This window comes from Variovorax paradoxus, assembly GCF_009755665.1.
Lineage (GTDB): Bacteria > Pseudomonadota > Gammaproteobacteria > Burkholderiales > Burkholderiaceae_C > Variovorax > Variovorax paradoxus_G.
In genome coordinates this window covers 21662-46425 of sequence record NZ_CP046622.1, presented here as the reverse complement: position 1 = coordinate 46425, position 24764 = coordinate 21662, and the positions used below count along the sequence as shown (strand labels likewise).

The following is a 24764-nucleotide window of genomic DNA, read 5'->3' as shown; positions in this document are numbered from 1 at the left end:
AGCGCTACGAGGCCGGGCCGGACACCCCGCCCGGCGCACTGCCGTCGTAGTCGTCCTGCAGCGGACGGTGATGAATCTCAGCGAAAGTCACGCTCACCCGCAATCCCGATGGCTCGGCCGCATCGAGCCGCAGCTCGGCGCCGAGCAGCTCCGCGTAGCGCGCCACGATCGACAGGCCCAGCCCCGAGCCCTGCCCCAGCTTCTGGCCGGCCGGGCCTTGCGCCCAGCGCTGCATCAGGTCGCGCTGCGCCTCGAGCGGAATGCCCGGGCCGTCGTCGATCACGCTCAAGGTGCGGCCGGCCAGCTCGACAGTGATGGTGCGCCCGCCGTAGCGCAGCGCGTTGTCGATCAGGTTGTCGAGAATGCCTTCGACCAGGGCTTCGTTCGCCAGCACAGTCACGCGCTCGTCGAGGCCGCGCGCACCCAGGTCGACACCGCGCGTGTCGGCGCGGGCCAGGTGCCGCAGCACGGTCTGTTCGGCGAGCACGTCGAGCCGCACCGGTTCTCGCGCAAGGCCGGTGCGCGCCTCGTCGGCCAGGGCCAGTGCCAGCAGCTGGTCGATGAGATGGCTCGCGCGGGCCTGCCGTTCGGCCACGCGCGCAAGCTGCTCGCGCCACACTTTGGAGTCGGGCTGCGCAAGGCCGTATTCGGCCAGCGCGCGAATGCCGGCAAGCGGCGTGCGCAATTCGTGCGCCACGTTGCCCACGAACTCGCGCTGCGCGCGCACGCTGTGGTTCAACCGCTCGAACAGTGCATTGACCGCATTGCCCAGGCGCTGCACTTCGCGCGAGGTTTCGACCACCGCCACCGGCGAAAGGTCGTACACGTCGCGACGGTCGAGCGCCTGCTGGAGTGCGCCGAGCGGACGCAGGTCGCGCCGGATGCCACGCCAGAGCCACACGGCAAGCAGCACCAGCAGCAGTGCCTGCGGCGTGAGCGCAAAACCGAGCAGCTGCCGCACCAGCGCTGCGCGGCTCAGCGTGGTCTGCGCAATGATCACGCGGTAGGGCATGAGCAGGCCGGGATCGGCAGCGTGATCGAGCACCACGGCACGCAAGACCTTGCCGTCGTAGTTCACGTCCGAGAAACGATGGCGCGCGCCCTCCGCCGGCAGCGGCGCGTTCAAGCCCGCCTGGCCCGAGATCAGCGTGCCATCGAGCCGCTGCACCGCGAAATACACCTGGTCCACCTGGTCGAACAGCACCGTGGCCACTTCCCGCGGCGACAGCAGCAGCTCGATGCCGCGCTCGCCCGCCTGCACGTTGGCCGAGAGCGCATAGGCGTCGTCCAGCATGCTGCGGTCGAAGGCCTGCTCGGCAAAGTAGTTGGCGATGACCAGCGCAATCACCGCGCCGAGCATCCAGGTAAGCGCCAACGGCACCAGCACGTTGCGCAGCACGCGGCGCGTCAGCGAAGGCGCGGCCTTCTGCCGGCGCGGCGCGGCGGGTGCGGTGCGGCTCACACTTCGGCTTCGAGCAGGTAGCCGATACCGCGCAGCGTGCGAATGCCCGCGCCCGAGCCGACCAGCTTCTTGCGCAGCCGCGAGATGAAGGCCTCCAGCGCGTTGTCGCCCAACGATTCGTCGAAGCTCGACAGCTTGTCGGAGAGTGCCCGCTTGCTCACCGTGCGGCCCGGCGGGCTCATCAGTTCCCACAGTACTTCGAACTCGCGCGCCGGCAGGTCGAGCGGCCCGTTCGCTGTCGAAAAGCGGCGCGCCTTGCGGTCGAGCTTGAGGTGCCCGAGCAGCACGATGTCTTCGGTGCCCTTGGCACGGCGCACCAGCGCGCGCAGGCGGGCCTCGACCTCCGCAAGATCGAAGGGCTTGCCCAGGTAGTCGTCGGCGCCGGCGTCGAGACCCGCAATGCGTTCTTCGGTGCGGCCGCGCGCCGTGAGCACCAGCACCGGCGTGCGGTCGCCTCGCGCGCGCGCCTGGCGCAGGGCGGTCAGGCCGCTTGCCAGGCCGCTCGTGGGGCTTGCAGTGGCCGGCAGGTTCAGGTCGAGCAGCACCGCGTCGAAAGGCTGTACGCGCCAGAGATGGTCGGCGTCCTCGACATTGGCCGACACGTCGACCCGATGGCCGGCATCCGCAAGGCTGCGCAGCATCACGTCGCGCAGTACGGCATCGTCTTCGACAAGCAGGATTCGCATGGTGTGTGTAGTGGGTTGAGAAGCCTATTCTTGCGCGAAGGAGGGTCAGCGGCCCGTCAGTGCCTACCGGCGATAAACGCGCCATGAGCATACGACAGCAACCCGCAGCGCGCCGCACGGCCATCGTGCTGCTGCATGGTTTATGCAGCACACCTGACGAGCTCCTGACCGTGCAATCGGCCCTGCGCGGCAGCGGGTATCCGGTGCATCCGATGCGCGTCGACGGCTACTCCTTCGATGCCGCCGCGCCGGTGCAGCATGCCGCACCCTACGAGCATTGGCTCGACGCCGTCGAAGCGCAGGTCAAGATGCTGCGCGCGCAGCATGACCGTGTGCTGCTGGTCGGCATCTCGGCCGGTTCTTCGCTTGCGCTCGGCGCGGCCATCCGCTGCGGCAGCGATGTCGACGCGCTGGTGCTGATGTCGACCACGCTGCGCTTCGACGGCTGGGCCATTCCGCGCACGCACATGCTGCTGCCGCTGGCGCTGTACACCCCCCTCGGCCGGCTCTGGCAGTACCGGGAGCGCCCACCCTACGGTGTCAAGAACGAACGCGTGCGCGCATGGATCGAGCGCGAACTGCGCCAGCGCAAGGTATCGAGCGCCGGCAGCGCGCTGATCGGCGTCGGCCACCTGCGCGAGCATGACCGGCTGATCCGCCATGTGAGGCGCAACCTTCGCCGCGTGCAGTGCGCGAGCGTGCTCGCGCTCCATGCGCAGCAGGACGAAGTGGCCAGCGTAGCCAACCTCGACATCCTTGCGCGAGGCCTGCGCTGCAAGGCATTTCGCAGCGTGGTGCTGCCCGACAGCTATCACATGATCACGATCGACAACGACCGCCACCAGGTGGCGCGCGAAACAGTCGCCTTCGCCGATGCCGTGGCGCACTGCACGCCGGACACGTCGGGCATGCCGGTTGCTTCCGCCGCTTTGTCCATCCGCAGCAGCTTTCTCGCCTGAAAGAAACGTTTCATGTCCTCCTCTTTGTCTTCACTGATCTTCAACAACATCACGGCCATTCTGGTGAGCAAGTTCGAAGTCGAGCGAACGGCCATCGCGCCCGGCACAGCCTTGTCAGAGCTCGGTCTCGACTCGCTCGGGTTGATGGAATTCGTCTTCGCAGTGGAAGACGCGTTTCATCTGCGCCTTCCCGAAGACCGGCTCGATCCGCGCGAAGCGGGCATCACCCTCCAGAGCCTGGGCGAGGCGATCGAAGAGCAGATCAGGTGCGACGCCGAGTCGCCGGCGGCCGTGCACGCGTGAGCAACGAAAAACCCCGTTCGATCCAGCCGGCCGGTGCGCCGGTGTTCGTGACGGGTCTGGGCTTTGTCACGCCGCTAGGGCGCACTGTCGACAGCTTCGACGATGCGCTCTTCAATGCACGTTCCGCGGTGCGCGCGCAAACGCTTTGCATCGAAGGTCTCGACCCGATCGAACTTGCCGTCGCCGGCTGCGAGTTCAACGCGGAAGAGGTGCGCAGCAACTCGCGCCTGCCACTCGACCGCGGCACTGCCATGGCGCTCGCGGCCGCACACGACGCCGCCGCAGAGGCAGGGCTCTATCCTGGCTGCGTCGATCCCACGCGCCTCGGCATCTTCTGGGGCAGCGGCCTGGCCGGCGCAGGCACCTTCGACGAGACCACGCACGCGCTCTACGCCGAGCAGCATCGCATGCGGCCGACGACGGTGCTCACCGTCATGCCCAATGCGGCAGTGGCGGAACTCGCATTGCAGTACGGGGCGCAAGGCGCCGCCATTGCATACGCCTGCGCCTGCGCCTCTTCGGCGGTGGCCATCGGTGAAGCGATGCGCGCCATCCGCGGCGGCTGGATCGACGTGGCCATTGCAGGCGGACACGACGCGATGCTCACGCCGGGCGTGATGGCCAGCTGGCATGCGATGCGCGTGACCGCACCCTTGCCGCCCGGTGCACCCGAAAGCGCTTGCAGGCCGTTTGCGGGTGACCGCGCGGGCTTTGCACTGGGCGAGGGAGCCGCCGCGCTGGTGCTCGAATCGCAGGCGCACGCATCGGCACGCGGCATTGCCGACGACACCGCGCTCGCGCTGAGCGGCTATGCCACCAACTGCGACGCCACGCACATCACCAACCCCAGCGCCGCTGGCCAGGTGCGCGCCATGCGGGCGGCATTGCACGACGCCGGCATCGACCCTTCGCAGGTCGGCTACATCAATGCGCACGGCACCGCCACCCGGGCAGGCGACGCCGCGGAAGCCGCTTCCATCCGCGAAGTGTTCGGCAACGCCACGCCGGTGAGCGCCACCAAGGCCATCCACGGACACGTGCTCGGCGGCGGCGGTGCGATCGAACTCGTGGCCGCATTGCGCGCGTTGGCCCGGGGCATGCTTCCACCCACTGCCAACCTGCGTGCGCCCGATGCGGCCTTCGATCTCGACCTGGTGCGAGGCGATGCGCGCGAAGCCGGACACCTGAGGCATGTGCTTTCCAACTCGTTCGCGTTCGGCGGCACCAACGCCGTACTGATTGCTTCCCGCAGCGCGCACCCCTGAAGCCAGAGGCGATTCAGCGCGACATGCGGGGCCAGGACAAGACTCGGTATGCTGGCGGACTCATCTGCATCCGCAGGCAACCCGGTCACCATGCGCAGGCTCGCAACACCTCTCGATCTCGAAGCGGTCTTCACCATCTACATGCATGAGCGTGTCGTGCCTTTCCTCGGCTACGACCCGATGCCGCTGGATGAATTTCGCGCCATCTACAAAGAGCTGGTCGACAGCCGAAGCTTCTACATTTATGAAGACGACGGCCGCGTGGCTGGCTTCTACCGTGCGACGCGCTACCCCGGGCGCGTGCGGCACGTGGCCTGCTTCGGTACGCTGGCGGTCGATCCGGCGCTGCACGGCAAGGGCATCGCCCATGCGATGGTGAGCGATGCCATCGAGCACCTCAAGGCCGACGGCGTGAAGCGCATCGAGCTTTATGTCGAAAGCGACAACGCGCCGGGGCTGCGCTTCTACAAGAAGCTGGGCTTCGAATGCGAAGGCACGCTGCGCAAGTTCTACAAACGTGCCGGCGAAGCGGACTACATCGACGACCAACTGCTCGCGCTGCTGATCGACTGAAGCGGCAAAGCCTCAAGGCCTCCAGCGCCGCAACAGCAGCGCATTGGCCATCACGCTGACGCTCGACAGCGCCATGGCCGCACCCGCCACCACGGGGCTCAGCAGCCCGAAGGCCGCGAGCGGAATGCCGGCCACGTTGTAGGCAAAGGCCCAGAAGAGGTTCTGCCTGATCTTTGCCACCGTGCGTGCCGAAAGGTCGAGCGCCTGGGCCACCAGCGCCAGGTCGCCGCGCATCAGCGTGATACCCGCGGCCTCCATGGCCACGTCGGTACCACCGCCCGAAGGTGCCATTGCAATGCCCACATCGGCGGCCGCCAATGCGGGTGCGTCGTTCGCACCATCGCCGACCATTGCGACCACATGGCCGTCGTGGCGCAGTGCACCGACCTGTGCCGCCTTGTCGGCCGGCAGAACGTCGGCACGCACATCCGGGGCGGCAATGCCAAGCCGCGCCGCCATGGCTTGTGCGGCACGCTCGTTGTCGCCCGAGATCATCACCACGCGCAGGCCCCTTTCGCGCAAGGTGCGAACCGCTTGCGCAGCCTCGGGCTTCGGCTCGTCGGCAAAGGCCAGCAGCGCCTGTACCTGCGCAACGCCCGCCGCATCGAAGCGCAGCAGCGCCGACACGGTGGCACCTTGCGCATGCAGGCGCTCGACCGCTGCAGCGTCGGGAACAACGCCCAGTTCGGCGCACCAGCGCAGGCTTGCAATGGCCCAACTCTCGCCATTCACTTCACCGCGCACACCGCGGCCCGGCATCGCCTGCATGGCGGCCAAGGACGGCACCTGCAAGCCGCGCTGCGCCGCAGCCGCCGACACGGCACGCGCGAGCGGATGTTCGCTGCCGCCTTGCAAGCTGGCAGCCGTTGCCAGCAGTCCGGCTTCATCGCCAGGGTCTCCCGCCGGAATCAGCGCGGTCAGCACCGGTCGGCCCAGGGTCAGCGTGCCGGTCTTGTCGAAAGCCACCATGTCGACCTTGTGCGCAAGTTCCAGCGCGCGCGCATCCTTGATGAGAATGCCGCGGCGCGCCGCAACACCAGTTCCGGCCATCACCGCGACGGGCGTCGCGAGGCCCAGCGCACAAGGACACGCGATGACCAGCACGGCCACCGCGTGGATCATTGCAATCTCGATGCCGGTGCCCGCGAGCAGCCAGCCCGCCAGCGTGGCCAGTGCGATCAACAGCACCACGGGCACGAACACCGCCGCAACCTGGTCCACCAGCCGCTGGATTGGCGCCTTCGCGGCCTGCGCGTCTTCGACCAGGCGGATGATGCGGGCCAGCACGCTTTCGGCACCCACGGCACTCACTTCGACGACCATGCGGCCATCGCCGTTGACGGCGCCGCCCGTCAACGAATCGCCGGGGCCCTTGGCCACCGGCAGCGGCTCGCCGGTGAGCATCGACTCATCGACTTCGGAACGCCCTTCGATCACGTGCGCATCGGCCGGCACACGTTCGCCCGGCCGCACTGCAAGCCGGTCGCCCACCATCACTTCCGCCAGTGGCACATCGGTTTCACCGCGCTGGCCGACGAGGTGCGCAGTTTCGGGCCGCAGTTGCTGCAGCGCGCGAATGGCGGAAGTGGCCTGCCGCTTGGCGCGCGCCTCCAGCCACTTTCCGAGCAGCACCAGCGTGATCACCACGGCCGAGGCCTCGAAGTACAGGTGCGGCACAGCGCCATGCCCCGCATGGTCGCCCGTGGCCGCGCGCCACCAGAGCCAGAGCGACAACCCGAAGGCCGCGCTGGTACCGAGCGCCACCAGCAGATCCATGTTGCCGGTGCGGGCCTTTGCGGCATGCCAGCCCGCACGGTAGAAACGCGCGCCAAGCCAGAACTGCACCGGCGCGGCCAGCAGCAACTGCGCCCACGGCGCAAGCATCCAGTCCTGGCCGAAGGGTTGTCCCAGCATGGGTGCCAGCAACGGAATCGAGAGCAAGAGACCGATGCCCACGGGGCCGAAGCCGTGCCAGGGCGATACCGCCGCGGCTTCGTCGGCCGCATTGCCGGCCGCGCGCGGCTCGTAGCCCGCGGCGCGCACCGCGCGGCGCAGGCGCGCATCCATGTCTTCGCCATCGGCCGCCACCACGCGGGCCGACTCGGTGGCCAGGTTCACGCTCACGTCCTGCACGCCGGGAACGCTCTTGAGCGCGCGTTCCACGCGCATCACGCACGATGCGCAGGTCATGCCGCCAACAGAAAGATCCAGGGTGCTCATGGGGTTCGAGGGGTAGTGCTGCAGATTGTCCATGCACCGAAGGTAAAGTCTCACATCATGGCAAGGTCAAGCCCAAAGCACAGTGCCCCTGCGCTGGACATTGACATCGTGAGAGGGTTCAAACTGGCGGCTTCCTTGATTCAACTTCTCAACAGGAGCAAGAAAGATGAGCCAGAAATTCCAGGTCTCGGGCATGAGCTGCGGCCATTGCGTGAGCGCGGTACAGAACGCGGTGCAAACCATCGACCCCAAGGCGCAGGTCACGGTGGATCTTGAAACAGGCCATGTCGACGTGCTGAGCACGCAGCCGCGGCAGGACATCGTCGCCGCGATCGAGAACGCCGGATACAAGGTGCAATGAGCAACAGCTTCGGAACCGTCTCCATCGGCGAGGCCGCAAGGCTTTCAGGCGTTTCCGCGCGCATGGTCCGGCACTACGAAGGCCTGGGCCTCCTGCCAGCGGTGCCGCGCACCGAAAGCGGCTACCGGCAGTACGGCGATGCCGACATCCACACGCTGCGCTTCATCAAGCGTTCGCGCGACCTTGGTTTTTCGATGGAAGAAATTGCCGAGCTCGTCGGGCTGTGGCACAACCGCCGGCGTACCAGCTCGAGCGTGAAGCGGGTGGCACAAAAGCACCTGGACGAACTGGAGCAGCGCATTGCCGACATGCAGTCGATGCGCAGCACCCTCGCGCACCTGGTGCATTGCTGCCACGGGGACGCGCGCCCCGACTGCCCCATCCTCGACGACCTGGCTGGATAGGCTCTCCCCAGGAGAAAGGCTCAGGCTCCTCTGACGAGCGACAGCACCTTGCCGGCGTCGAGCGTGCGGGCTTTTTCCTGGATGGCGGGCAGGTACTGGGTCTGCAGGCCCTTGCCTTCCTGCATCACGCCCGCGAAGGTGTCCTTCAGCATCTGCGTGGAGAGCGTGCGGCCACCGGCGTAGTAGCGCTTGGCCACGTGCCCCAGCGCATAGGTCGAGGCAAAGCTCATGCCCGAGCTCACCGCCTGGTTGCCGAGGCCGCGCAGCATGCCGCCACCCATCTTGCCGAGCAGGCCGCCAAGCAGCTTGCGCCCGGCCTGCTCGAGGTACTGCGACGTCAGGCCCACGCCGACCGTCGCCAGAAAATCCTTGATGTGGCCGCTGTCGAGCTCATAGCCATGGGCCTTGCCGATGCGGTAGACCAGCTTCATCTGCAGCGGAATGATCGCCATGGTCGAGAGCGTTTCCGGCAGCAGCTCGAGCGCGCCGTTCAGGATGGACGCATTGAGGATGGATTTGTCGAGCTCGGCGCTGTCGGGTGATGACGCGGCGACCGCGGCGGACGTGGGCAGTGGCGCCGCTGCCGCTGCGGCACTGGTGGCGGCCACCGGAACCGCGGCAATTTCCTCCGCCTGGCGCGAGAACTGGGCGGCCGAGGCATCGAGTCCGAGCGAGGTGCGCACCTCGGCCAGGAACATGCGCTCCGCCTCCGATTGCGTGCCGTCCGCATCGCACACGCACACCGCCATTTCATAGGCCAGCTGCTTCGATTCCGTGCTTTGCAGTTCGCCCGCCACAGAGGCCAGCGACACCCGCTTCATCAGCACGTCCTGGTAGAGCGTGGGCAGGTTCACGCCGTCCGCTTGCGAAAGGCCTTCGGCAATGCGCTTGATTTCCGCACGTTCGCGCTCGTGCTTTTCGCCGTCGACAAAGGCAGCCAGGAGGCTGAGGGTCACGATGGCCCTGGTTTCGGTAGGTGTCACGTTGGAAATTCCGCTGGTTGAAGGACAAAGTTCGTTCGGCGCCGCGCGCGAAGGTTCCGCTGCGGTTCTCCCCACAAAGCTTGGGCAACTCTGTGGATAACACTCGCACTTCTTTGTAGGAGAAAGCTAAGTCCTTGATCTGCAACGCAAATCTACAGTCTGCCTAAATAAGCGGCAATGAATTTCTTGCGCCGGAAACTGTCTTTCGCAGAATTCCGGAACCCTGTCAAAGGACAACTCTGGGGAGAGTTCTGGCACAAGCGGGCGGTTATCCACAGGCCGGACGCGCCCGGCAATGTTGTTCCTTTTGGCGCGACAGCACGGAAGCGCGGCTGCGCACAGTGACAGAGGTATGACAAGTGACTGTCACACAAGGAAAAAAGCGGCATGTCCACAGACAGGTGCCGCCCTTATCTACTACTACTAATTTGAATAAGAGAGATAAGAAGAAGATACAGAGCCCACGCCGCGCCGGAAAAAAAGACCGCGAAAGGCCGCGCCGTGTCCTCGGCGCCACGCAACAAAACCAGCCTCGCCGGACTGCGCCCCCTCGCTAACATCCAGGGGATGAGTTTCAAACCCCGGATCCTGATTGCCGAAGACGAATCGGGCATTGCCGACACGCTGCAATACGTCCTGAAGAGCGATGGCTTCACGCCGGTCTGGTGCGCAACGGCCGAGGAAGCCATCGCGCAGTTCGCACAGGAGCCGCCGGCACTGGCCATACTGGACGTTGGCCTGCCCGACCTCAATGGATTCGAGCTCTTCAAGCGCTTGCGCGCGCTGAACCAGTCACAGGGCGGCGCCGAGGTGCCGATGCTGTTTCTCACCGCGAGAAGCGACGAAATCGACCGCGTGGTCGGGCTGGAGCTCGGTGCCGACGACTACATTGCCAAGCCGTTTTCTCCACGTGAACTCGTCGCACGGGTGCGCACCATCCTGCGGCGCAGCGCACGAGCGGCCCCTGGAGGCCCCGCGGCAACAAACAACGGGGGTCCCCCTCAAAATCCGGGTTCGGTGGCTCCTGCGGGCTCCCAGCCCTCCGCAACGCCGTTTGCGCTGGACAACGAGCGCATGCAAATCCGCTACTACGGGCGGCTGCTCGAGCTTTCGCGCTACGAATACGGCCTGCTGCGGCTCCTGGTGCAGCGGCCGGGCCGTGTTTTCACGCGCGACGAGTTGCTGCAGCTGGTCTGGGACGATGCGAGCGACAGCTTCGACCGCACGGTCGACGCGCACGTGAAAACGTTGCGCGCCAAGCTCAAGGCCGTGGCGCCCGATGTGGAGCCGATCCGCACGCTGCGCGGCACTGGCTACGCGTTGAACGAAGAATTGCCCCAGACGCCGTGAGCCGGCGCACGCGAATCTTCATCGGCATCCTGCTGATCTACACGGCGGGCATCGCATTCCTGCTCTACCGCGTGGTGTCCGACATCGACCCGCGCTACCGCGAATCGGCCGAGGAGTCGCTGGTCGAAACCTCGCAGCTGATTGCCAGCCTGGTCGAGCAGGACGTGATCGCGGGGGCCATCAACACCGCGCGGCTCGAGCCGCTGTTCCGCACGGTGTATGCGCGCGAGTTCTCGGCCCAGATCTACAACCTGCACAAGAACCGCGTCGAGCTGCGCGTGTACGTGACCGACCGCAGCGGCCGGGTGATGTTCGATTCGCTCGGCAGGCACCTGGGCGCCGACTACTCGCAGTGGAGCGACGTGAACCGCACGCTCGCGGGGCTGTACGGCGCGCGCACCTCGCGCGACGTCGACGGCGACCCGCGCACTTCGGTCATGTACGTGGGCGCGCCGATCCGCTGGAACAACGAGATTGTCGGCATGGTCAGCGTCGGCAAGCCGGTGCAGAGCTTCGGCCAGTTCGTCGAAGACGCGCGCGCCCGCACGCTGTGGGTGGGTGTGGGCTCAGGCCTGGCGCTGTTGCTGCTGGCGATCATCGTCTCGGTCTGGCTGGTGAGGCCGTTCGGCCTGATCTCGGACTACTGGACCTGGGTACGCGCCCAGAAAAAATTGAGCCTCTCGCGCATGGCACGGCGCGCGGTCGATGCGGTGCGCACCGGCTTCAGTGAAATGCGCGATGCGCTCACAGGCCGCAACTACGTGGCCGACTACGTGCAGACCTTCACGCATGAAGTGAAGAGCCCGCTATCGGCGATTCGCGGTGCGGCCGAGCTGCTGCAGGAACCGTCGATGCCGCATGCGGAGCGCGAGCGCTTCCTGAAGAACATCGAACGCGAAACGCAGCGCATCCAGGAAATCGTCGACCGCATGATGGAGCTCACCGCACTCGAAACACGGCGCGGCCTCGATCGCACCGAGCCGGTGGCGCTGGCTTCGCTGATCGAGGACGTCGCCCTCAGCGCGCAGCCTGCCGCGGCCAAGCGCAACATCGGCGTGCGCGTGAACATTCGCACCGATGCCAATACCGAAGGCGATCCGTTTCTGCTGCGCCGCGCCGTCAGCAACCTGCTGGACAACGCCATCGATTTTTCACCGCAGGGCAGCGAGGTGCTGCTCACGCTCGAGACCACTTCGAAGCTCGCACGCGTGACCGTGCGCGACCGCGGACCGGGCATTCCGGACTACGCACAGGAAAAGGTTTTTCAGAAGTTCTATTCGCTGGCGCGGCCGCACAGCCAGAAGAAAAGCACGGGCCTGGGCCTGGCCTTCGTGAAAGAGATTGCCGCGCTGCACCGCGGGCGCATCGAGCTCGGCAATGCGGCACGCGGCGGCGCAGTGGCCACGCTCACCTTGCCGCTTTTGCCTTCATCGCATCACTGAAGGACCGAGGCGCGGTTCACCGGCCGATGAGCGTGCCGTAGGCCCGGCGCGTGGCCGGGCTCACCGCTTCCAGCAGTTGCTCGTACGAGGTCTTGTGCCGCGCCAGCATGCGCGCGGATGCCACGGTTTTCGACTTGCAGAACCAATGGCAGGTGTGCTGCATCAGGAACAGTTCGGCCGACATGGTGAAGGCCTTGGACTTCGGCGTGCGGCTTGCTTCGTTGCGCATCACCTCCGCAATGCCGCGCGCATGGATGACGAGCGCTTCGCGCAGGTCGAAGGTGGCGGCGGGAAACAGCTTGTGCGCGAAGGGAACCGCCAACGGCAGCTTGCTCACGCGTGCATCCGCCGCATCGACCCGTGCGAACGCTGCGGCAAAGCTGTCGAACTGGCCCGAGAGTTTTTCCTCGGTGGAATCGAGCAGGCTCCAGATCTGCTGGCGCCGTTCGGCGTCGTCCTCGCCCAGGCAGCGCAGGTAACCCTCGGTGAGGGTTTCCATGAGCCTCTCGATCTGGTATCTGCCCAGATGGCTTCCGAGCAGCGCGATGCGCTGGCGCTGTTCGCGGGACCTGAGGATGTAGGCGCCGATGACGAACAACGTCACCAGGGTAAGAATTTCCATGAGAGCGTGGGCAAGTTGGAGCGGAAGGCAGCACCGAGTGTAGAGACCCGGAACCACCCTCTCCTTTGCCCGCCCGTCCCGCGCTTGTGCTTACCGGAAGAATTCGAGAATGCGGTTGCGTTCTTCGGGCGGTGGCGGTGGGCCCAGCGGCACGCCCGAGAGTTCTTCGGCCGGCGGCGCCGGTGCCTCGGTGTTTTCGACGCCGAGGCTCGCCACGCCGTGGCCAGGCGTGAAGTCGTCGAAGTACCACTCGCCATCGATGTTGACGACGCCCGCGGGCTCGGCAATCTTGCTCACAGGCACGCCCTTCAGCGCCGTCTGCATGTAGCCGATCCAGATCGGCAGGCTCAGGCTGCCGCCGGTTTCGCCGCGCACGCCCAGCTGGCGCGGCGTGTCGTAGCCGATCCATGCAATGCCCACGGTGGTGGGCTGGAAGCCTGCAAACCAGGTGTCGAACGAGTCGTTGGTGGTGCCGGTCTTGCCGAACAGGTCGTCGCGCTTGAGCGCCTGGTAGGCACGCGCGGCGGTGCCGCCCTTCACCACGCTTTGCAGCAGGGAATCCATGATGAAGGCATTGCGCTCGGGAATGGCGCGGCGCGATTCGTCGAGCACCGGCGGTTCGGTTTCGAGCAGCACCTTGTCGCGCAGATCGGTCACGCGCGTGACCAGATACGGATTGACGCGATAGCCGCCGTTGGCAAACACCGAGTAGGCCGTGGCCATCTGCATGGGCGTGACCGATCCGGCACCGAGCGCCATCGGCAGGTAGGCCGGGTGCTTGTCCTTGTCGAAGCCGAACTTCGTGATCCAGTCTTGCGCGTATGGCGCGCCAATGGACTGCAGCAGGCGGATCGTCACCAGGTTCTTCGACTTCATGAGCGCGGTGCGCAGCGGCATCGGCCCTTCGAAGCCGCCGTCGAAATTCTTCGGTTCCCAGGGCTGGCCTCCGGGGGTGCTCGGCTCGAAGTACAGCGGAGCGTCGTTCACGATGGTGGCCGGAGTGAAGCCCTTCTCGAGCGCGGCCGAGTAGATGAACGGCTTGAAGCTCGAACCCGGCTGGCGCCAGGCCTGCGTGACGTGGTTGAACTTGTTCTTGCCGAAGTCGAAGCCGCCCACCAGCGACTTGATGGCGCCGGTGCGCGGGTCCATGGCAATGAACGCACCCTCGACCTCGGGCAACTGCGTGATCTCCCAGGTGTTCTTGGGCGTCTTCGCCACGCGGATCACCGCGCCGCGGCGGATCTTGATGTTGGGTGGCGCCTTGGCCGCAAGGCCCGATTGCGCGGGCCGCAGGCCTTCGCCGGTGATCTGCAGGGTTTCGCCATTGGCGCGCACGGCCTTGATTTCCTTGGGGCCGGCCTCCAGTACCACCGCCGCCATCACGTCGCCGTTGTCCGGGTGTTCGGCCAGTGCGTCGTCCACCGCCTCGTCGGCCTCCTTGGCGTCGTCCGGCAGGTCGATGAAGCGCTCGGGTCCGCGGTAGGGCTGGCGCCGCTCGTAATCCATGATGCCCTTGCGAAGCGACTTGTAGGCCGCTGCCTGGTCGGCAGCGACCAGCGACGTGTACACCTTCATGCCGCTGGTGTAGATGCTGTCGCCATACTGCGCGTACATCATCTGGCGCACTGTCTCGGCCACGTATTCGGCATGCAGCCGGTTCGGATCGGCGGCATCGCGCAGGTGCAGTTCTTCCTTCTTGGCTTCGGCCGCCTGCTCGGCGGTGATGAAGCCGGTCTCCTGCATGCGGTCGATCACATAGAGCTGCCTCGCGCGGGCGCGCCGCGGGTTGGCCACCGGGTTGTTGGCGCCGGGCGCCTTCGGCAGGCCGGCCAGCATGGCGGCTTCGGCCGTGGTGATGTTCTGCAGCGGCTTGCCGAAATATGCCTCGGACGCTGCAGCAAAACCGTAGGCGCGGTTGCCCAGGTAGATCTGGTTCAGGTAGATCTCCAGAATCTGGTCCTTGGTGAGCTGCTGCTCGAGCCGCAGGGCCAGCAAGATCTCGTAGGTCTTGCGGCTCAGCGTGCGCTCGGAGCTGAGGTACACATTGCGCGCCACCTGCATCGTGATGGTCGAGGCTCCCTGCTTGCGGCCACCCTTCAGGCTGGCAACGGCCGCGCGTGCAAAGCCCTTGTAGTCGACACCGCCATGATCGTAGAAGCGCGCGTCTTCCACGGCCAGCACGGCGTCTTTCATTACCTTGGGAATGTTGGCAAAGGGCGTAAGGGTGCGGCGCTCCTCGCCGAATTCGCCGATGAGCGTGCCTTCGACCGAATACACGCGCAAAGGCAGCTTGGGCCGGTAGTCGGCAAGCTCCGAGATGTCGGGCAGCCGGGGCGATATGACGGCCACCGCCACGCCGGCGGCCACCACCAGAACCAGCGCGGCCGAACCGCCCACGATGGCGCTCCACCGCGCAATGCGCCGCAGCCGCATCGAGCGCTCGGAGCGCGCCGGTTCGGTGGAAGGAGAGGAATCGTCCATGGAAATCAGTAGTTAAGAAAAAACAGTCGGTAGCGTCAGTTACACGGACGGAGCCACTTCAGGTACGACTGGCTCGGGGGGTCGGGGGTTCCCGACGGACAACGCATACCAGTCGACCTTGCGCGTGGCGAGCATCAGCACAGTCAGCATGCCGAATGTCAGCAGGGCGCCGAGCAGAAGAGCATTGCTTTCCGATGCCAGCAGGCCGTAGAGCGCGCCATAGAGTACCGCGACATAGGCCCCGAAGCCCGCGCCGCGTTTCCAGCTTTGCAAAACCGCGCTGAAATAAATGCCGAGCAGCAGCACGCTGGCGCCGGCCGCGCTGGCATAGGCCAGCCAGAACGCCAGTTTCTCGGACAGCGCCAGCAGCAGCAGGAAGAACAGCGCAATCGAGAGGCCCACCAGCCCGTATTGCACCGGGTGCATGCGCTGCCTGCGGAACAGCTCGAACATGAAGGCGGCCATGACCACCAGGCCGATGAAGAGCGCACCGTACTTGCCGGCGCGCGTGCTCATCGAGTACACGTTGATGGGTTGGGCGAGCGACACGTCGAAGGTTTGCAGCGGGCCGAGGTTGCGCGGTGTATGGGCGACTACTGCCGCGGCGGACGCGGCAGTGGCAGCAGCGCTGCGATCCTCGCGGTCAGACAGTCCGGCACGCACCTGCTCGCGCGCCGAGGTCACCAGCGACGACACGCGCCAGTGCGCATCGAAGCCCTGCGGAGTCACGTCGCGTTTCGCGGCGAGAAAGCGGCCGCCGAAACTCGGGTGCGCCCATGGCGAGCTCAGGTGGGCGGTGGTCTCTTCGGCAATTGGCACCATCGAGAGCGTGTCTTGGCCGACAAGGCCGACCTTCATTTCGAAAGGCATCGGCGCCTTCGATTCCCATGCGGCAAGCGCGGCGCCGGTGAGCGGCGCGTGGACTCCATCGGCCAGCCAGCTGTTGTCGGCCAGGCCGGGCACGCGCTGCCTGAAGCGCAGGCCTTCGCTGTTCATTGCGATGGAAGGCGACCCGTCGAGCCCGCGCAGGTCGCTCACGTAGAAGACGACGAAAGGGGCCTTGAACTCGATGCGCGAATCGGCTTCGCTGTGCGCCACCGATTTGGGGTCGAAGGCCGCGAAGCCGCCGCCCAGCGTGGCATTGAGCGTATAGAACGGAATCTTGAAAATCCCGCGATAGCGCTCTTGCGGCGTCATCGAACCTTCGATATGCAGCTTGTCGGGAAACACCGCGTGGGCCATTTCCTTGCTGCGCGCCTCCTGGCCGATCACCTTGCCTTTCGCATCGCGCAGCGGCTCCATCCAGCGCTCCACATAGGGCACCAGCAGTACCGGACCCACCATGGTCTGGGCGCTCGCATAGGTGGCGGCGAGCTCCTCGGCCGCCTCGCGCTGGCTGCGGCCGCGTTCGCGGTTGATCGAATTGATTTCAGCGAGCGGAATGCACAGCAAGAGCGTGAGCAAGAGCAGGCCGGCCACCTTGACCAGCATGGAACTCTGCAAGGCCTTGAACAACTGGAACATGTTTTTTTCTCCTCTTCGATAACGAAGTGGCGATGCTCGCCGCGTGACCCGAAGGCTGTGTGAAGCGCGCCCGCCAGCCGACTTCACACAGGCTTCACACAAGGCGGCAACCGGTTGCCGCACTTCAAGCAGCCTTCCAATTTCCTTCTCGCGCGGCGTCGAAAGTTGCGGCTGTGCAAGTTCGCACGGACACCACTCCACACCGCCATGGACGCCCAAATCTCCACCCGCCCCGGCCGCTGGCTCTGGCTCGCCACCGTGAGCCTGGCCGCCGCTGGCTTCGTCGCGCTCAGCGTGCACCCGGTGCATGCCCAGGAAGCACCCGGCCCGCGGCTGAAGACCGAGAGCCCGTATTTCTTCGTGAAGAGCGACGACCCCTCCGTCGACCGCCTGCCGCTCAAGGGCACAGAGGTGTCGGTGAAGATCTCGGGCGTCATCGCCGACGTGACCGTGACGCAGACCTACCGCAACGAGGGCCAGCGCGCGATCGAAGCCAAGTATGTTTTTCCGGGATCGACCAAGGCCGCGGTGAGCGGCCTGAACGTGCGCCTGGCCGACCGGCTGATCACCGCGCAGATCCGCGAGAAGCAGCAGGCGCAGATCGAATACGACACCGCCAAGAAGGAAGGCAAGACCGCCGCGCTGCTCGAGCAGCACCTGCCCAATGTGTTCCAGATGAACGTCGCCAACATCCTGCCCGGCGACGACGTGAAGGTGGAACTGCGCTACACCGAACTGCTGATGCCGCAGTCGGGCAACTATGCCTTCGTGTTTCCCACCGTGGTGGGCCCGCGCTACAACAGCCCGCAGTCGGAGAATGCGCAGGCCCAATGGGTGGCGCAGCCCACGTTGCGCGCGGGCGTGGCGCCCACCACCCGCTTCACGCTCAAGGCCAGCATCGACACGCCGATGGGCCTGAAAGAAGTGCGCTCGTCGTCGCACACCATCGAGGTGAAGAAGAGCGATGAAGACCGGCACGCCGACGTGGCACTCGCAGCCGATGGCCGGCCCGCGGACAACCGCGACTTCGTGCTCGACTATCGCCTTGCGGGCGAAAAGATCGAATCGGGGCTGATGCTCTACAAGGGCCAGGGGCAGAACGCCGACGGAAGCGCAGAAAACTTCTTCCTCGCGATGGTCGAGCCGCCCAAGGCTGTAGCCGCCAGCGCCATTTCGCCGCGCGACTACATCTTCGTGGTCGACATCTCGGGTTCGATGCACGGCTTTCCGCTGGACACCGCCAAGACGGTGCTCGAGCGGCTGATCGGCGGGCTGCGCCCGAGCGATACCTTCAACGTGCTGCTGTTCTCGGGCAGCAACAAGATGCTCTCGCCCAAGTCGGTGCCGGCCACGCGCGCCAACATCGAGCAGGCGCTGGCCACCATCCAGAACTACAGCGGCAGCGGCAGCACCGAGCTGATTCCGGCGCTCAAGCGTGTCTACGCCGAACCGAAGGAAGAGAACGTGTCGCGCACCGTGGTGCTGGTGACGGACGGCTACGTGACCGTGGAGCGCGAGGCCTTCGAGCTGGTGCGCAAGAACCTTTCGAAGGCCAACGTGTTCGCCTTCGGCATCGGCTCGTCGGTGAACCGCAGCCTGATGGAAGGCATTGCACGCGCCGGCATGGGCGAGCCCTTCATCATCACCGATCCGATCCAGGCGCCGGAGCAGGCCGCGCGCTTCCGCCGCATGGTGGAGTCGCCGGTGCTCACCAATGTGAAGGTGACTTTCGGCGGCCTCGACGTGTACGACGTGGAGCCGCAAGCGCTGCCCGACGTGCTGGGCGAACGCCCGGTGACCGTGTTCGGCAAGTGGCGCGCCGATGCCGAAGGCAAGGCCCGTGGCCGCGTGATTGTTGAAGGCCAGGGCGCCAGCGGCCCTTACCGCCAGGAACTGCGCATCGACCCGCAGCTGCGCCAGGACACGGCCGCGCTGCGCACGCTGTGGGCGCGGCACCGCATCCAGAGCCTGAGCGACCAGGAAACACTCGAGGGCGGTGCCGCCTTCAAGGAGCGCATCACCGAGCTTGGACTGAAGTACAGCCTGCTGACACAGTACACCAGCTTCATCGCGGTCGACAAGGTGGTGCGCAACGTTGCGCCGCAGAACAGCGTGGACGTGAACCAGCCGCTCCCCCTGCCCCAAGGCGTGAGCGAACTCGCACTCGGCGCCGAAGTGCCGAGCACACCCGAACCCGAAACCCTGGGCGCCATTGCCGTCGTGCTGTCGATGCTTGCCATGCTGCGCCGCCGTGCGCGCCGCAACGATCCGCGCCGCTTCACGGCCTGAGCGCGGCAGAAAGGGGAAAAAGAAATGTCATTGGCCGCACTTGCCCACCGCCACCCGCGCGTCGTGGATTGGGGCATTCAAATCGATCGCGCCCCGGCCGCCTTCTGGCTGGCGCTGCAATTCGCGGCGCTCGCGCCGACCTGGGCCTGGATGGTCCGGCGCATGCGCGACGGCTCCGACGATCCGCTGGGCCTGCTGGCATTGGCCGCCCTGGCGGCGCTGGCATGGCAATGGCGGCGCGAGCTGCGCGCCGCGCCGCGGCTGGGCTGGCTGGCCCTGGCAGCCGCCGGCACCTTGGTGGCCACGCTGCTGCGCACCGGCGCCGGCGCCCTGCCCGCCTTGCCGCCGCTCGCGGCAAGCCTGATGGCGGTGCTGGCGCTGGCGTGCGGGTTGCTGGCCTTTCTTCCGCGCCGCGTGGCCGCGCTGCCGGTCGCGGGGCTGGCGGTGCTGGCCTTGCCCCTTTTGTCGTCGCTGCAGTTCTATGCCGGCTATCCGCTGCGCGTGGTCACGGCCGAGGCGAGCCGCTGGCTGCTGGCCCCGGGCTTCAGCGTGGCGCGCGAGGGCAGCAGCCTCGTGGTCGACGGGCGGCTGGTCATCGTGGATGCACCGTGCTCCGGCGTGCAGATGGTGTGGCTCGGCTACTTCACGGCCTGCGCGGTGGCGCTCTGGGCGCGGCAGAGCGACCGCGGCTTTTTGCGCCGGCTGCCGGTGGTCGGCCTGCTGGTGCTGGGCGGCAACATCGTGCGCAACAGCGTGCTGATTGCCTTCGAAGGCGCGGGGCAGCCGCTGGCGCCCTGGGCGCACAACATGCTCGGCCTGGTGGTTTTGGCCGCTGTGTGCGGCGGCGTCGCCCGCCTCATGGTGCCGGAACGCACTTCTGCCGGACTTGCCGACCAGCCGATTCCCGGAATGATCACCACGCAGGGAGGCCGCCATGTCGACACGGTTCTTTGAAAGCTTTTTCGCCAATCACTTCATCAACCGCATCGGCCACAAGACGGGCTTTGCGCTCGCGATGCTGCTGTGCCTGCTGTGGTCTACAGCCGCCGCGCTGCGCGCGCCGCAAGAACACCTGGCGGCCGCGGCATCGCATGAGTGGCCGCGCGAATGGGACGGCGTTCCGCTGCGGCCGATGGCGCTGGGCGACGTCGAGCAGCGCTTTGCCGACCGCTTTCCGGGCGCCATCGGCCGCATGACCGATGGCACGCAGATGATCGTGATGCGCGCGGTGAACACGCCAACGCGCATGCTTCATCCCGCTGCCGACTGCTACCGCGCACTCGGCTATCGCATCGAGCAGGCGCGGCTGGAACGCGATGCGCAGGAGCGCTTGTGGCGCTGTTTTGTTGCGCAAATGCACGGCTTGCAAAAGTTCCGCGTTTGTGAGCGCATCGTCGATGCCGAAGGCACTGCTTTCACCGACACTTCAGCTTGGTACTGGGCGGCGGCCAGCGGGCAGTCGACCGGTCCGTGGCAAGCCGTCACGGTGGCGAGACCCTTGTGAGAGTTGTGTGAACAAGACCCTGAGATCTGCGATTTACGGGCTGTTGGCCCTTGTAGTCACTGCAGCGATAGCTATCTTCCTGATAGTGAAGTTCGCCCTCGCGCCCGCACCGGGCGAATGGCGCAGCACGGTCATGGCCGGCCCGCTGAGTTTCGAAGTCGGCGTGCCCACGGCGGTGCGCCTGGCCACTTCTCCGTGGCTAGCGCCGCACCTCGACGGCCACGCGCTCGACACCCGCTTCGGCACTGTGCACTTCGCCTGGAAGAATGCGGCCGGCGCGCTCGAACTGCGCTGCGCTCCCTGCACGGTCGAGGTTCCGGCGCTCGGCACGCAGCCGATCCGGGTCGAAGGCCTGCTTGCCACTGTCAAGCGCGACGGCAACACCCTGACGGGCATCCTCGAGGCCACACCCGGTAGCGCCGACGCGTCGGCCGTGATCCACGGCCACTGGGAAGGCCGCCTCACGCCCAAGAACCTGCTGCTCAGCGCCGACATCAAGGATGCGCCCATTTCCCGCTGGTACGCGGTGCTTGCACCCAACCTGCCCGAACTGCAGCGCGCGCGCATCGGCGGCACGCTGGCGCTTCGCGGGCAGGTCGCATTGCCTGAGGGCACGTTCGCAGTCGTTCCCGTAGTCAGCCAGTTCACCGTCGAAGGGCTGGGCACCGAAGCCATGCTCGGCGCACGCACCGGCTGCGGCGCGCCGTCGAAGCTGGCCAACGACAGCTGGCTGGCGCGCTCCGTCATTGCGGCCGAAGACCAGCGCTTTTTCACCCATGCCGGCTACGACCTGGCGGAAATCGTCGCCTCGCTCGACAACAACCAGAAGGACGGCCAGACCAAGCGTGGCGGCAGCACGCTCACGCAGCAGCTGGCCAAGCTGTTGGTCACCGGCAGCGACCGGACGGCAGAACGCAAGCTGCGCGAACTGCTCTATGCGGTCGAAATGGAACAGACCCTGGGCAAGGCGCGCATCCTGCAGCTGTACCTCGACAACGCCCCTTGGGGCGGCAACCTGTGCGGCGCCGAAGCTGCCGCGCGGCGCTACTTCAAGCGCCCGGCACGCAACCTGGAGCCCGCGCAGGCCGTCTGGCTCGCGGCCATGCTGCACAAGCCGAACGCGGTGCTCGAACAATGGCGGCGCGACGGCCGCATCGATCCTGACCGAACCAAATGGGTGGCCGAAGGCGTGCGCGGCATCAGCCGCATCCAGCGCGAATCGCTGCTCAAGAGCGTTGCGGCCGCCAAGTTCGCCGCGCCGGAGGCGGCCCCATGAGCGAGACGGACGGATTTGTGGAAATTGCCGACATCGAAGCCATCGAGCGCGCCACCGTCGCCGCCGTGTCGCCCCTTGCGGTCGAAGAGCTCGACGGCTGGCTCTTGCCCTTCGACGACGGCACCGTCAAGCGCGCGAGATCGGCGGTTCCGCTGCACCGCGGCGCCGTGAGCGACAGCACGCTCGACCGTATCGAGGCCCGCTACGACAGCCACCAGTTCGTGCCCGCGTTCCGCCTGGCCGACACGGCCTGCTTCGACCCGCTGCGGGCCGAACTGGAGCAGCGGCATTACGTGGGCGATTCGCCCACCTGCGTGCAGATCGGCTCCGCAAGGCGCATGCGGCAAGTGGCCGCCGCCGACGCGGGGTTGGCCGACGTCGATGCCGCACCCGACGACGCCTGGGCCACGCTGTTCCTGGGCGAAGGCTTCGATCCCGTGGACGGCGCGCACCGCGTGCGGGCGCTGTCCCGCGCCAAGGGTTCGCTCTATGCCAGCGTGCGCGAAGGGCGCCGCACCGTCGCGGCCGGCGCCATGGCCTTTGGCCACGGATGGGCCAGCGTCCATGGCATGCGCACTGAGCAGTCGCAGCGCGGCCGGGGCCTGGCCGGGCGCGTGCTGGCCGGGCTGGCGCAGGCCGCGCTCGAACGCGGCTTCGAACGCGTGTTCCTGCAGGTCGATGCGCACAACATGCCGGCCCATGCGCTCTACCGGCGCGCCGGTTTTTCCACGCACTGGCAGTACCGCTACTGGCAGCGGCAGCAGTGGCCGCGCTGATTTCGTAGCCTGAAACCGGCACCCCCACGGGTGGCGCGGTCGGGTCGTTAGTGCCACCATGGCCGCATGAAGAACGCAAACCACCCCACCGATCCCGTGGCCACGCCGCGCGGCATCGACCACATCGTGGCCGGTGTTTCCACCAGCGATGGCGACGGCGTCAAACTCACTCGCGTGCTGCAGCAGCCGCTGCAGAAGCGGCTCGACCCCTACCTGATGCTCGACGCCTTCGGCAGCGACAACCCGGGCGACTACATCGGCGGCTTTCCCAGCCATCCGCACCGGGGCTTCGAAACCGTGACCTACATGATCGCGGGCCGCATGCGCCACCGCGACAGCGCGGGCCACGAGGGGCTGCTGCAAAACGGCGGCGTACAGTGGATGACGGCCGGCCGCGGGTTGGTGCACAGCGAGCTGCCCGAGCAGGAAGAAGGCCTGATGGAGGGCTTTCAGCTCTGGCTCAACCTGCCGGCCAGGGACAAGATGCGCGAGCCCTGGTATCGCGACATCCAGAGCGAGGAAATTCCTGAATACACCACCGCCGCGGGCGTGCACGTGCGCGTGATCGCGGGCGAAAGCCACGGCATCGAAGGCGCGGTGCGGCGCGAGCACACCGAGCCGCTGTACCTCGACCTCAGCCTGCCGCCGGGCGCGGAGTTTGCCCAGCCTCTGCCTGACGACCACAACGCGCTGGTGTACGTGTACCGCGAGTCGGTGTGGATTGCCGGCAGCGAGGTGCCGACGCGCCGCATGGCCATTCTGGCGAACGACCCGGGCAGCGACGGCGTGGTGCTGCGCGCGGGCGCCACCAACCACAGCCCCGCGCGCGTGCTGCTGATTGCCGGCAAGCCGCTGAACGAGCCCATTGCGCAATACGGCCCCTTCGTGATGAACACGCAGGAGCAGGTGAAAGAGGCCGTGCACGATTTTCAGAACGGCAAATTCGGATAACGGTGTAGTCGCAGGCCTACCGAAAATCGGCACCGTCCGCAGGTCACAGGCACGGGGGCTCGGCATAGATTGGAGTCATGCCCTCCAGCACGCCCCCTCCGACAACCGCGACCAAAACTCCCCAAGTCCGCAAGGGCCAGGCACCCGAGACACTGAAGCGCGAGCAGTTCCACGAGCGCTTCATGCAGCCGTTTCGCGACCCGGCCTTCGAAGCCGAAAAGGAAGCACTGCAGCGCATCGAACTGGTTGCGTGGGAGGCCTACCAGGAGGGCCGCAAGGCGCCCCTCACCCGCAAGGCCGGCCCCGGCTATGCCGACCCGGACTACGACCTGTCCGTCGACTGGCTAGAAGCCAAGGCGCGCATCGATGCGGCCCAGACGGCTTGGCGCAGCCCGCAGACGCGGTCGCGCGTGCTGCTGGTCAACGGCTCGCCGCGCAACGACGGCACCTGCCCCGGTGAAGTTTCGAAGACCTGGCGGCTGGTGCAGCTCGCGCGCGAGGTGCTCGAGGGCTGCGGCATCGAGGCCGATGTGCTCGACCTGAGCCTGCTCACCTCCGACTACGGGCGCCACATTCATCCGTGCAAGGGCTGTGTCTCCACCGCCATGCCGCTGTGCCACTGGCCGTGCAGCTGCTATCCCAACCACTCGATGCGCCAGACCGGCGACTGGATGAACGAGATCTACGAGCGTTGGGTGGCCGCGCACGGCGTGATCGTGTTCACGCCCACGCACTGGTACCAGTCGGCCAGCCCGCTGAAGCTCATGATCGATCGCCTGGTGTGCGCCGACGGCGGCAATCCCGATCCCACCAGCACCCACGGCAAGAAGCCCGAAGAAGCCAAGGCGCTCGAACTCGAGGGCTGGGGCTATCCCAAGCACCTCGAAGGCCGCGTCTACGGCGTGGTGGTGCACGGCGACGTGGCCGGCGTGGAGAGCGTGCGCCGCAACCTGTCGGACTGGCTCGACTGGATGGGGCTCATCGATGCCGGCTCGCAGGCCCGCTTCGACCGCTACATCGGCTACTACGAGCCCTATGCCACCAGCCACGACGCCCTGGACGCCGACGAAGACGTGCAGGAAGAGGTGCGCAACGTGGCGCGCGCGGTGGCGCTGGCGGTGGGCGAGATGCGCACCGGCAAGCTGCAGTCGCCCGACCGTGGATTGAAGCCCCCAAGGCCCAAATAAATCACGCCTGGAGCTGCGGGGTCCGTGCGGTTCATGATTCTTTACGCACGCTCACTTTCGGCTCACCTGGGAGATACAGAGGTCTTCCACACTTCGCTTCACCTGCTGCCCATTGGCGGCGGGCTTCTTCGAAAGGAAGCACTTCT

The 24764-nt window shown here is 66.6% G+C and carries 22 protein-coding genes; 15 read left to right on the top strand and 7 right to left on the bottom strand.

The window, feature by feature from the left end; genetic code table 11:
• Nucleotides 1-4: 4 nt before the first annotated feature.
• Both GOQ09_RS00200 and GOQ09_RS00195 read right to left on the bottom strand, forming a co-directional pair.
• The gene (locus GOQ09_RS00200) at nt 5-1462 is read right to left on the bottom strand and encodes a sensor histidine kinase (protein WP_242630943.1); all 1458 of its coding nucleotides are present in this window, start codon (nt 1460-1462) and stop codon (nt 5-7) included.
• Nucleotides 1459-2148, bottom strand: coding sequence for a response regulator transcription factor (locus GOQ09_RS00195; RefSeq protein ID WP_157611156.1), 690 nt, complete (start codon nt 2146-2148; stop codon nt 1459-1461). Before GOQ09_RS00195 ends, GOQ09_RS00200 begins: the two co-directional genes overlap by 4 nt.
• Before the next feature lie 83 nt (nt 2149-2231).
• On the opposite strand from GOQ09_RS00195, the gene GOQ09_RS00190 reads away from it, so the two are divergent.
• From GOQ09_RS00190 to GOQ09_RS00175, 4 genes are read left to right on the top strand one after another with little or no spacing between them, the layout of a single operon-like run.
• Nucleotides 2232-3107 carry an alpha/beta hydrolase gene (locus tag GOQ09_RS00190; RefSeq protein WP_157611155.1) on the top strand — a complete coding sequence of 292 codons (876 nt, stop codon included), beginning with the start codon at nt 2232-2234 and terminating at the stop codon, nt 3105-3107.
• 12 nt (nt 3108-3119) lie between these two features.
• Nucleotides 3120-3410 (top strand): acyl carrier protein, encoded by a 291-nt coding sequence (locus GOQ09_RS00185; RefSeq protein ID WP_157611154.1) that lies wholly within the window; start codon nt 3120-3122, stop codon nt 3408-3410.
• A gap of 20 nt (nt 3411-3430) precedes the next feature.
• Nucleotides 3431-4675 (top strand): beta-ketoacyl-[acyl-carrier-protein] synthase family protein, encoded by a 1245-nt coding sequence (locus tag GOQ09_RS00180; protein ID WP_157616526.1) that lies wholly within the window; start codon nt 3431-3433, stop codon nt 4673-4675.
• Between the two features lie 48 nt (nt 4676-4723).
• On the top strand, nt 4724-5248 hold the full coding sequence (locus GOQ09_RS00175) for a GNAT family N-acetyltransferase (RefSeq protein WP_157611153.1): 525 nt from the start codon (nt 4724-4726) through the stop codon (nt 5246-5248).
• 12 nt (nt 5249-5260) lie between these two features.
• Here the strand turns inward: GOQ09_RS00175 and GOQ09_RS00170 are convergent, their stop codons facing one another.
• Complete coding sequence (locus tag GOQ09_RS00170) at nt 5261-7501, bottom strand: heavy metal translocating P-type ATPase (RefSeq protein ID WP_157611152.1); 2241 nt, start codon at nt 7499-7501, stop codon at nt 5261-5263.
• 133 nt (nt 7502-7634) lie between these two features.
• Here GOQ09_RS00170 and GOQ09_RS00165 point away from each other — a divergent pair, with 133 nt between their 5' ends.
• Together GOQ09_RS00165 and cueR are read left to right on the top strand one after the other, a co-directional pair.
• Nucleotides 7635-7829 carry a heavy-metal-associated domain-containing protein gene (locus GOQ09_RS00165; protein ID WP_126746571.1) on the top strand — a complete coding sequence of 65 codons (195 nt, stop codon included), beginning with the start codon at nt 7635-7637 and terminating at the stop codon, nt 7827-7829.
• Nucleotides 7826-8233, top strand: a complete 408-nt coding sequence (cueR, locus tag GOQ09_RS00160; RefSeq protein ID WP_157611151.1) for a Cu(I)-responsive transcriptional regulator — start codon at nt 7826-7828, stop codon at nt 8231-8233. Before GOQ09_RS00165 ends, cueR begins: the two co-directional genes overlap by 4 nt.
• 20 nt (nt 8234-8253) lie before the next feature.
• Here cueR and GOQ09_RS00155 read toward each other — a convergent pair whose 3' ends face one another.
• Entirely contained in the window at nt 8254-9216 is a 963-nt protein-coding gene (locus GOQ09_RS00155) for a YcjF family protein (protein WP_157611150.1), read from the bottom strand.
• A 567-nt stretch (nt 9217-9783) separates the two neighbouring features.
• Between GOQ09_RS00155 and creB the strand changes: the two genes are divergently transcribed.
• Both creB and creC read left to right on the top strand, forming a co-directional pair.
• Nucleotides 9784-10566: a two-component system response regulator CreB gene (gene creB, locus GOQ09_RS00150; protein ID WP_157611149.1), complete on the top strand. Its 783-nt coding sequence runs from the start codon at nt 9784-9786 to the stop codon at nt 10564-10566.
• Nucleotides 10563-12008, top strand: coding sequence for a two-component system sensor histidine kinase CreC (gene creC / locus GOQ09_RS00145; protein ID WP_157611148.1), 1446 nt, complete (start codon nt 10563-10565; stop codon nt 12006-12008). Before creB ends, creC begins: the two co-directional genes overlap by 4 nt.
• A 16-nt stretch (nt 12009-12024) precedes the next feature.
• On the opposite strand, the gene GOQ09_RS00140 is transcribed toward creC, so the two are convergent.
• The 3 genes from GOQ09_RS00140 to creD all read right to left on the bottom strand — a co-directional run bounded on the left by GOQ09_RS00140 (nt 12025) and on the right by creD (nt 16635).
• On the bottom strand, nt 12025-12630 hold the full coding sequence (locus GOQ09_RS00140) for a hypothetical protein (RefSeq protein ID WP_157611147.1): 606 nt from the start codon (nt 12628-12630) through the stop codon (nt 12025-12027).
• 90 nt (nt 12631-12720) lie between these two features.
• On the bottom strand, nt 12721-15111 hold the full coding sequence (locus GOQ09_RS00135; protein WP_157611146.1) for a penicillin-binding protein 1A: 2391 nt from the start codon (nt 15109-15111) through the stop codon (nt 12721-12723).
• A gap of 39 nt (nt 15112-15150) precedes the next feature.
• Nucleotides 15151-16635, bottom strand: coding sequence for a cell envelope integrity protein CreD (gene creD / locus GOQ09_RS00130; RefSeq protein ID WP_157611145.1), 1485 nt, complete (start codon nt 16633-16635; stop codon nt 15151-15153).
• A 207-nt stretch (nt 16636-16842) separates the two neighbouring features.
• Here creD and GOQ09_RS00125 point away from each other — a divergent pair, with 207 nt between their 5' ends.
• The 7 genes from GOQ09_RS00125 to GOQ09_RS00095 all read left to right on the top strand — a co-directional run bounded on the left by GOQ09_RS00125 (nt 16843) and on the right by GOQ09_RS00095 (nt 24618).
• Entirely contained in the window at nt 16843-18924 is a 2082-nt protein-coding gene (locus GOQ09_RS00125) for a VIT and vWA domain-containing protein (protein ID WP_157611144.1), read from the top strand.
• A gap of 24 nt (nt 18925-18948) precedes the next feature.
• Nucleotides 18949-19878: an exosortase Q gene (gene xrtQ / locus GOQ09_RS00120; protein WP_157611143.1), complete on the top strand. Its 930-nt coding sequence runs from the start codon at nt 18949-18951 to the stop codon at nt 19876-19878.
• Nucleotides 19859-20428 carry a hypothetical protein gene (locus GOQ09_RS00115; protein ID WP_157611142.1) on the top strand — a complete coding sequence of 190 codons (570 nt, stop codon included), beginning with the start codon at nt 19859-19861 and terminating at the stop codon, nt 20426-20428. Before xrtQ ends, GOQ09_RS00115 begins: the two co-directional genes overlap by 20 nt.
• A gap of 85 nt (nt 20429-20513) precedes the next feature.
• The gene (locus GOQ09_RS00110; RefSeq protein WP_242630942.1) at nt 20514-21704 is read left to right on the top strand and encodes a biosynthetic peptidoglycan transglycosylase; all 1191 of its coding nucleotides are present in this window, start codon (nt 20514-20516) and stop codon (nt 21702-21704) included.
• On the top strand, nt 21701-22480 hold the full coding sequence (locus tag GOQ09_RS00105; RefSeq protein WP_207309902.1) for a GNAT family N-acetyltransferase: 780 nt from the start codon (nt 21701-21703) through the stop codon (nt 22478-22480). The genes GOQ09_RS00110 and GOQ09_RS00105 overlap by 4 nt, the downstream gene beginning before the upstream one ends.
• A gap of 66 nt (nt 22481-22546) precedes the next feature.
• On the top strand, nt 22547-23431 hold the full coding sequence (locus GOQ09_RS00100; RefSeq protein ID WP_157611140.1) for a pirin family protein: 885 nt from the start codon (nt 22547-22549) through the stop codon (nt 23429-23431).
• A 77-nt stretch (nt 23432-23508) separates the two neighbouring features.
• Nucleotides 23509-24618, top strand: coding sequence for a flavodoxin family protein (locus GOQ09_RS00095; RefSeq protein WP_157611139.1), 1110 nt, complete (start codon nt 23509-23511; stop codon nt 24616-24618).
• Nucleotides 24619-24764 lie beyond the last annotated feature (146 nt).

Coding starts and splice junctions, on each gene's coding strand:
- GOQ09_RS00190 (WP_157611155.1), top strand. CDS start 2,232: ATGAGCATACGACAGCAACCCGCAGCGCGCCGCACGGCCATCGTGCTG.
- xrtQ (WP_157611143.1), top strand. CDS start 18,949: ATGTCATTGGCCGCACTTGCCCACCGCCACCCGCGCGTCGTGGATTGG.
- GOQ09_RS00170 (WP_157611152.1), bottom strand. CDS start 7,501: ATGGACAATCTGCAGCACTACCCCTCGAACCCCATGAGCACCCTGGAT.
- GOQ09_RS00195 (WP_157611156.1), bottom strand. CDS start 2,148: ATGCGAATCCTGCTTGTCGAAGACGATGCCGTACTGCGCGACGTGATG.
- cueR (WP_157611151.1), top strand. CDS start 7,826: ATGAGCAACAGCTTCGGAACCGTCTCCATCGGCGAGGCCGCAAGGCTT.
- GOQ09_RS00175 (WP_157611153.1), top strand. CDS start 4,724: ATGCTGGCGGACTCATCTGCATCCGCAGGCAACCCGGTCACCATGCGC.
- GOQ09_RS00185 (WP_157611154.1), top strand. CDS start 3,120: ATGTCCTCCTCTTTGTCTTCACTGATCTTCAACAACATCACGGCCATT.
- GOQ09_RS00115 (WP_157611142.1), top strand. CDS start 19,859: ATGTCGACACGGTTCTTTGAAAGCTTTTTCGCCAATCACTTCATCAAC.
- GOQ09_RS00140 (WP_157611147.1), bottom strand. CDS start 12,630: ATGGAAATTCTTACCCTGGTGACGTTGTTCGTCATCGGCGCCTACATC.
- creB (WP_157611149.1), top strand. CDS start 9,784: ATGAGTTTCAAACCCCGGATCCTGATTGCCGAAGACGAATCGGGCATT.
- GOQ09_RS00105 (WP_207309902.1), top strand. CDS start 21,701: ATGAGCGAGACGGACGGATTTGTGGAAATTGCCGACATCGAAGCCATC.
- GOQ09_RS00100 (WP_157611140.1), top strand. CDS start 22,547: ATGAAGAACGCAAACCACCCCACCGATCCCGTGGCCACGCCGCGCGGC.
- GOQ09_RS00135 (WP_157611146.1), bottom strand. CDS start 15,111: ATGGACGATTCCTCTCCTTCCACCGAACCGGCGCGCTCCGAGCGCTCG.
- GOQ09_RS00165 (WP_126746571.1), top strand. CDS start 7,635: ATGAGCCAGAAATTCCAGGTCTCGGGCATGAGCTGCGGCCATTGCGTG.
- creD (WP_157611145.1), bottom strand. CDS start 16,635: ATGTTCCAGTTGTTCAAGGCCTTGCAGAGTTCCATGCTGGTCAAGGTG.
- GOQ09_RS00125 (WP_157611144.1), top strand. CDS start 16,843: ATGGACGCCCAAATCTCCACCCGCCCCGGCCGCTGGCTCTGGCTCGCC.
- GOQ09_RS00095 (WP_157611139.1), top strand. CDS start 23,509: ATGCCCTCCAGCACGCCCCCTCCGACAACCGCGACCAAAACTCCCCAA.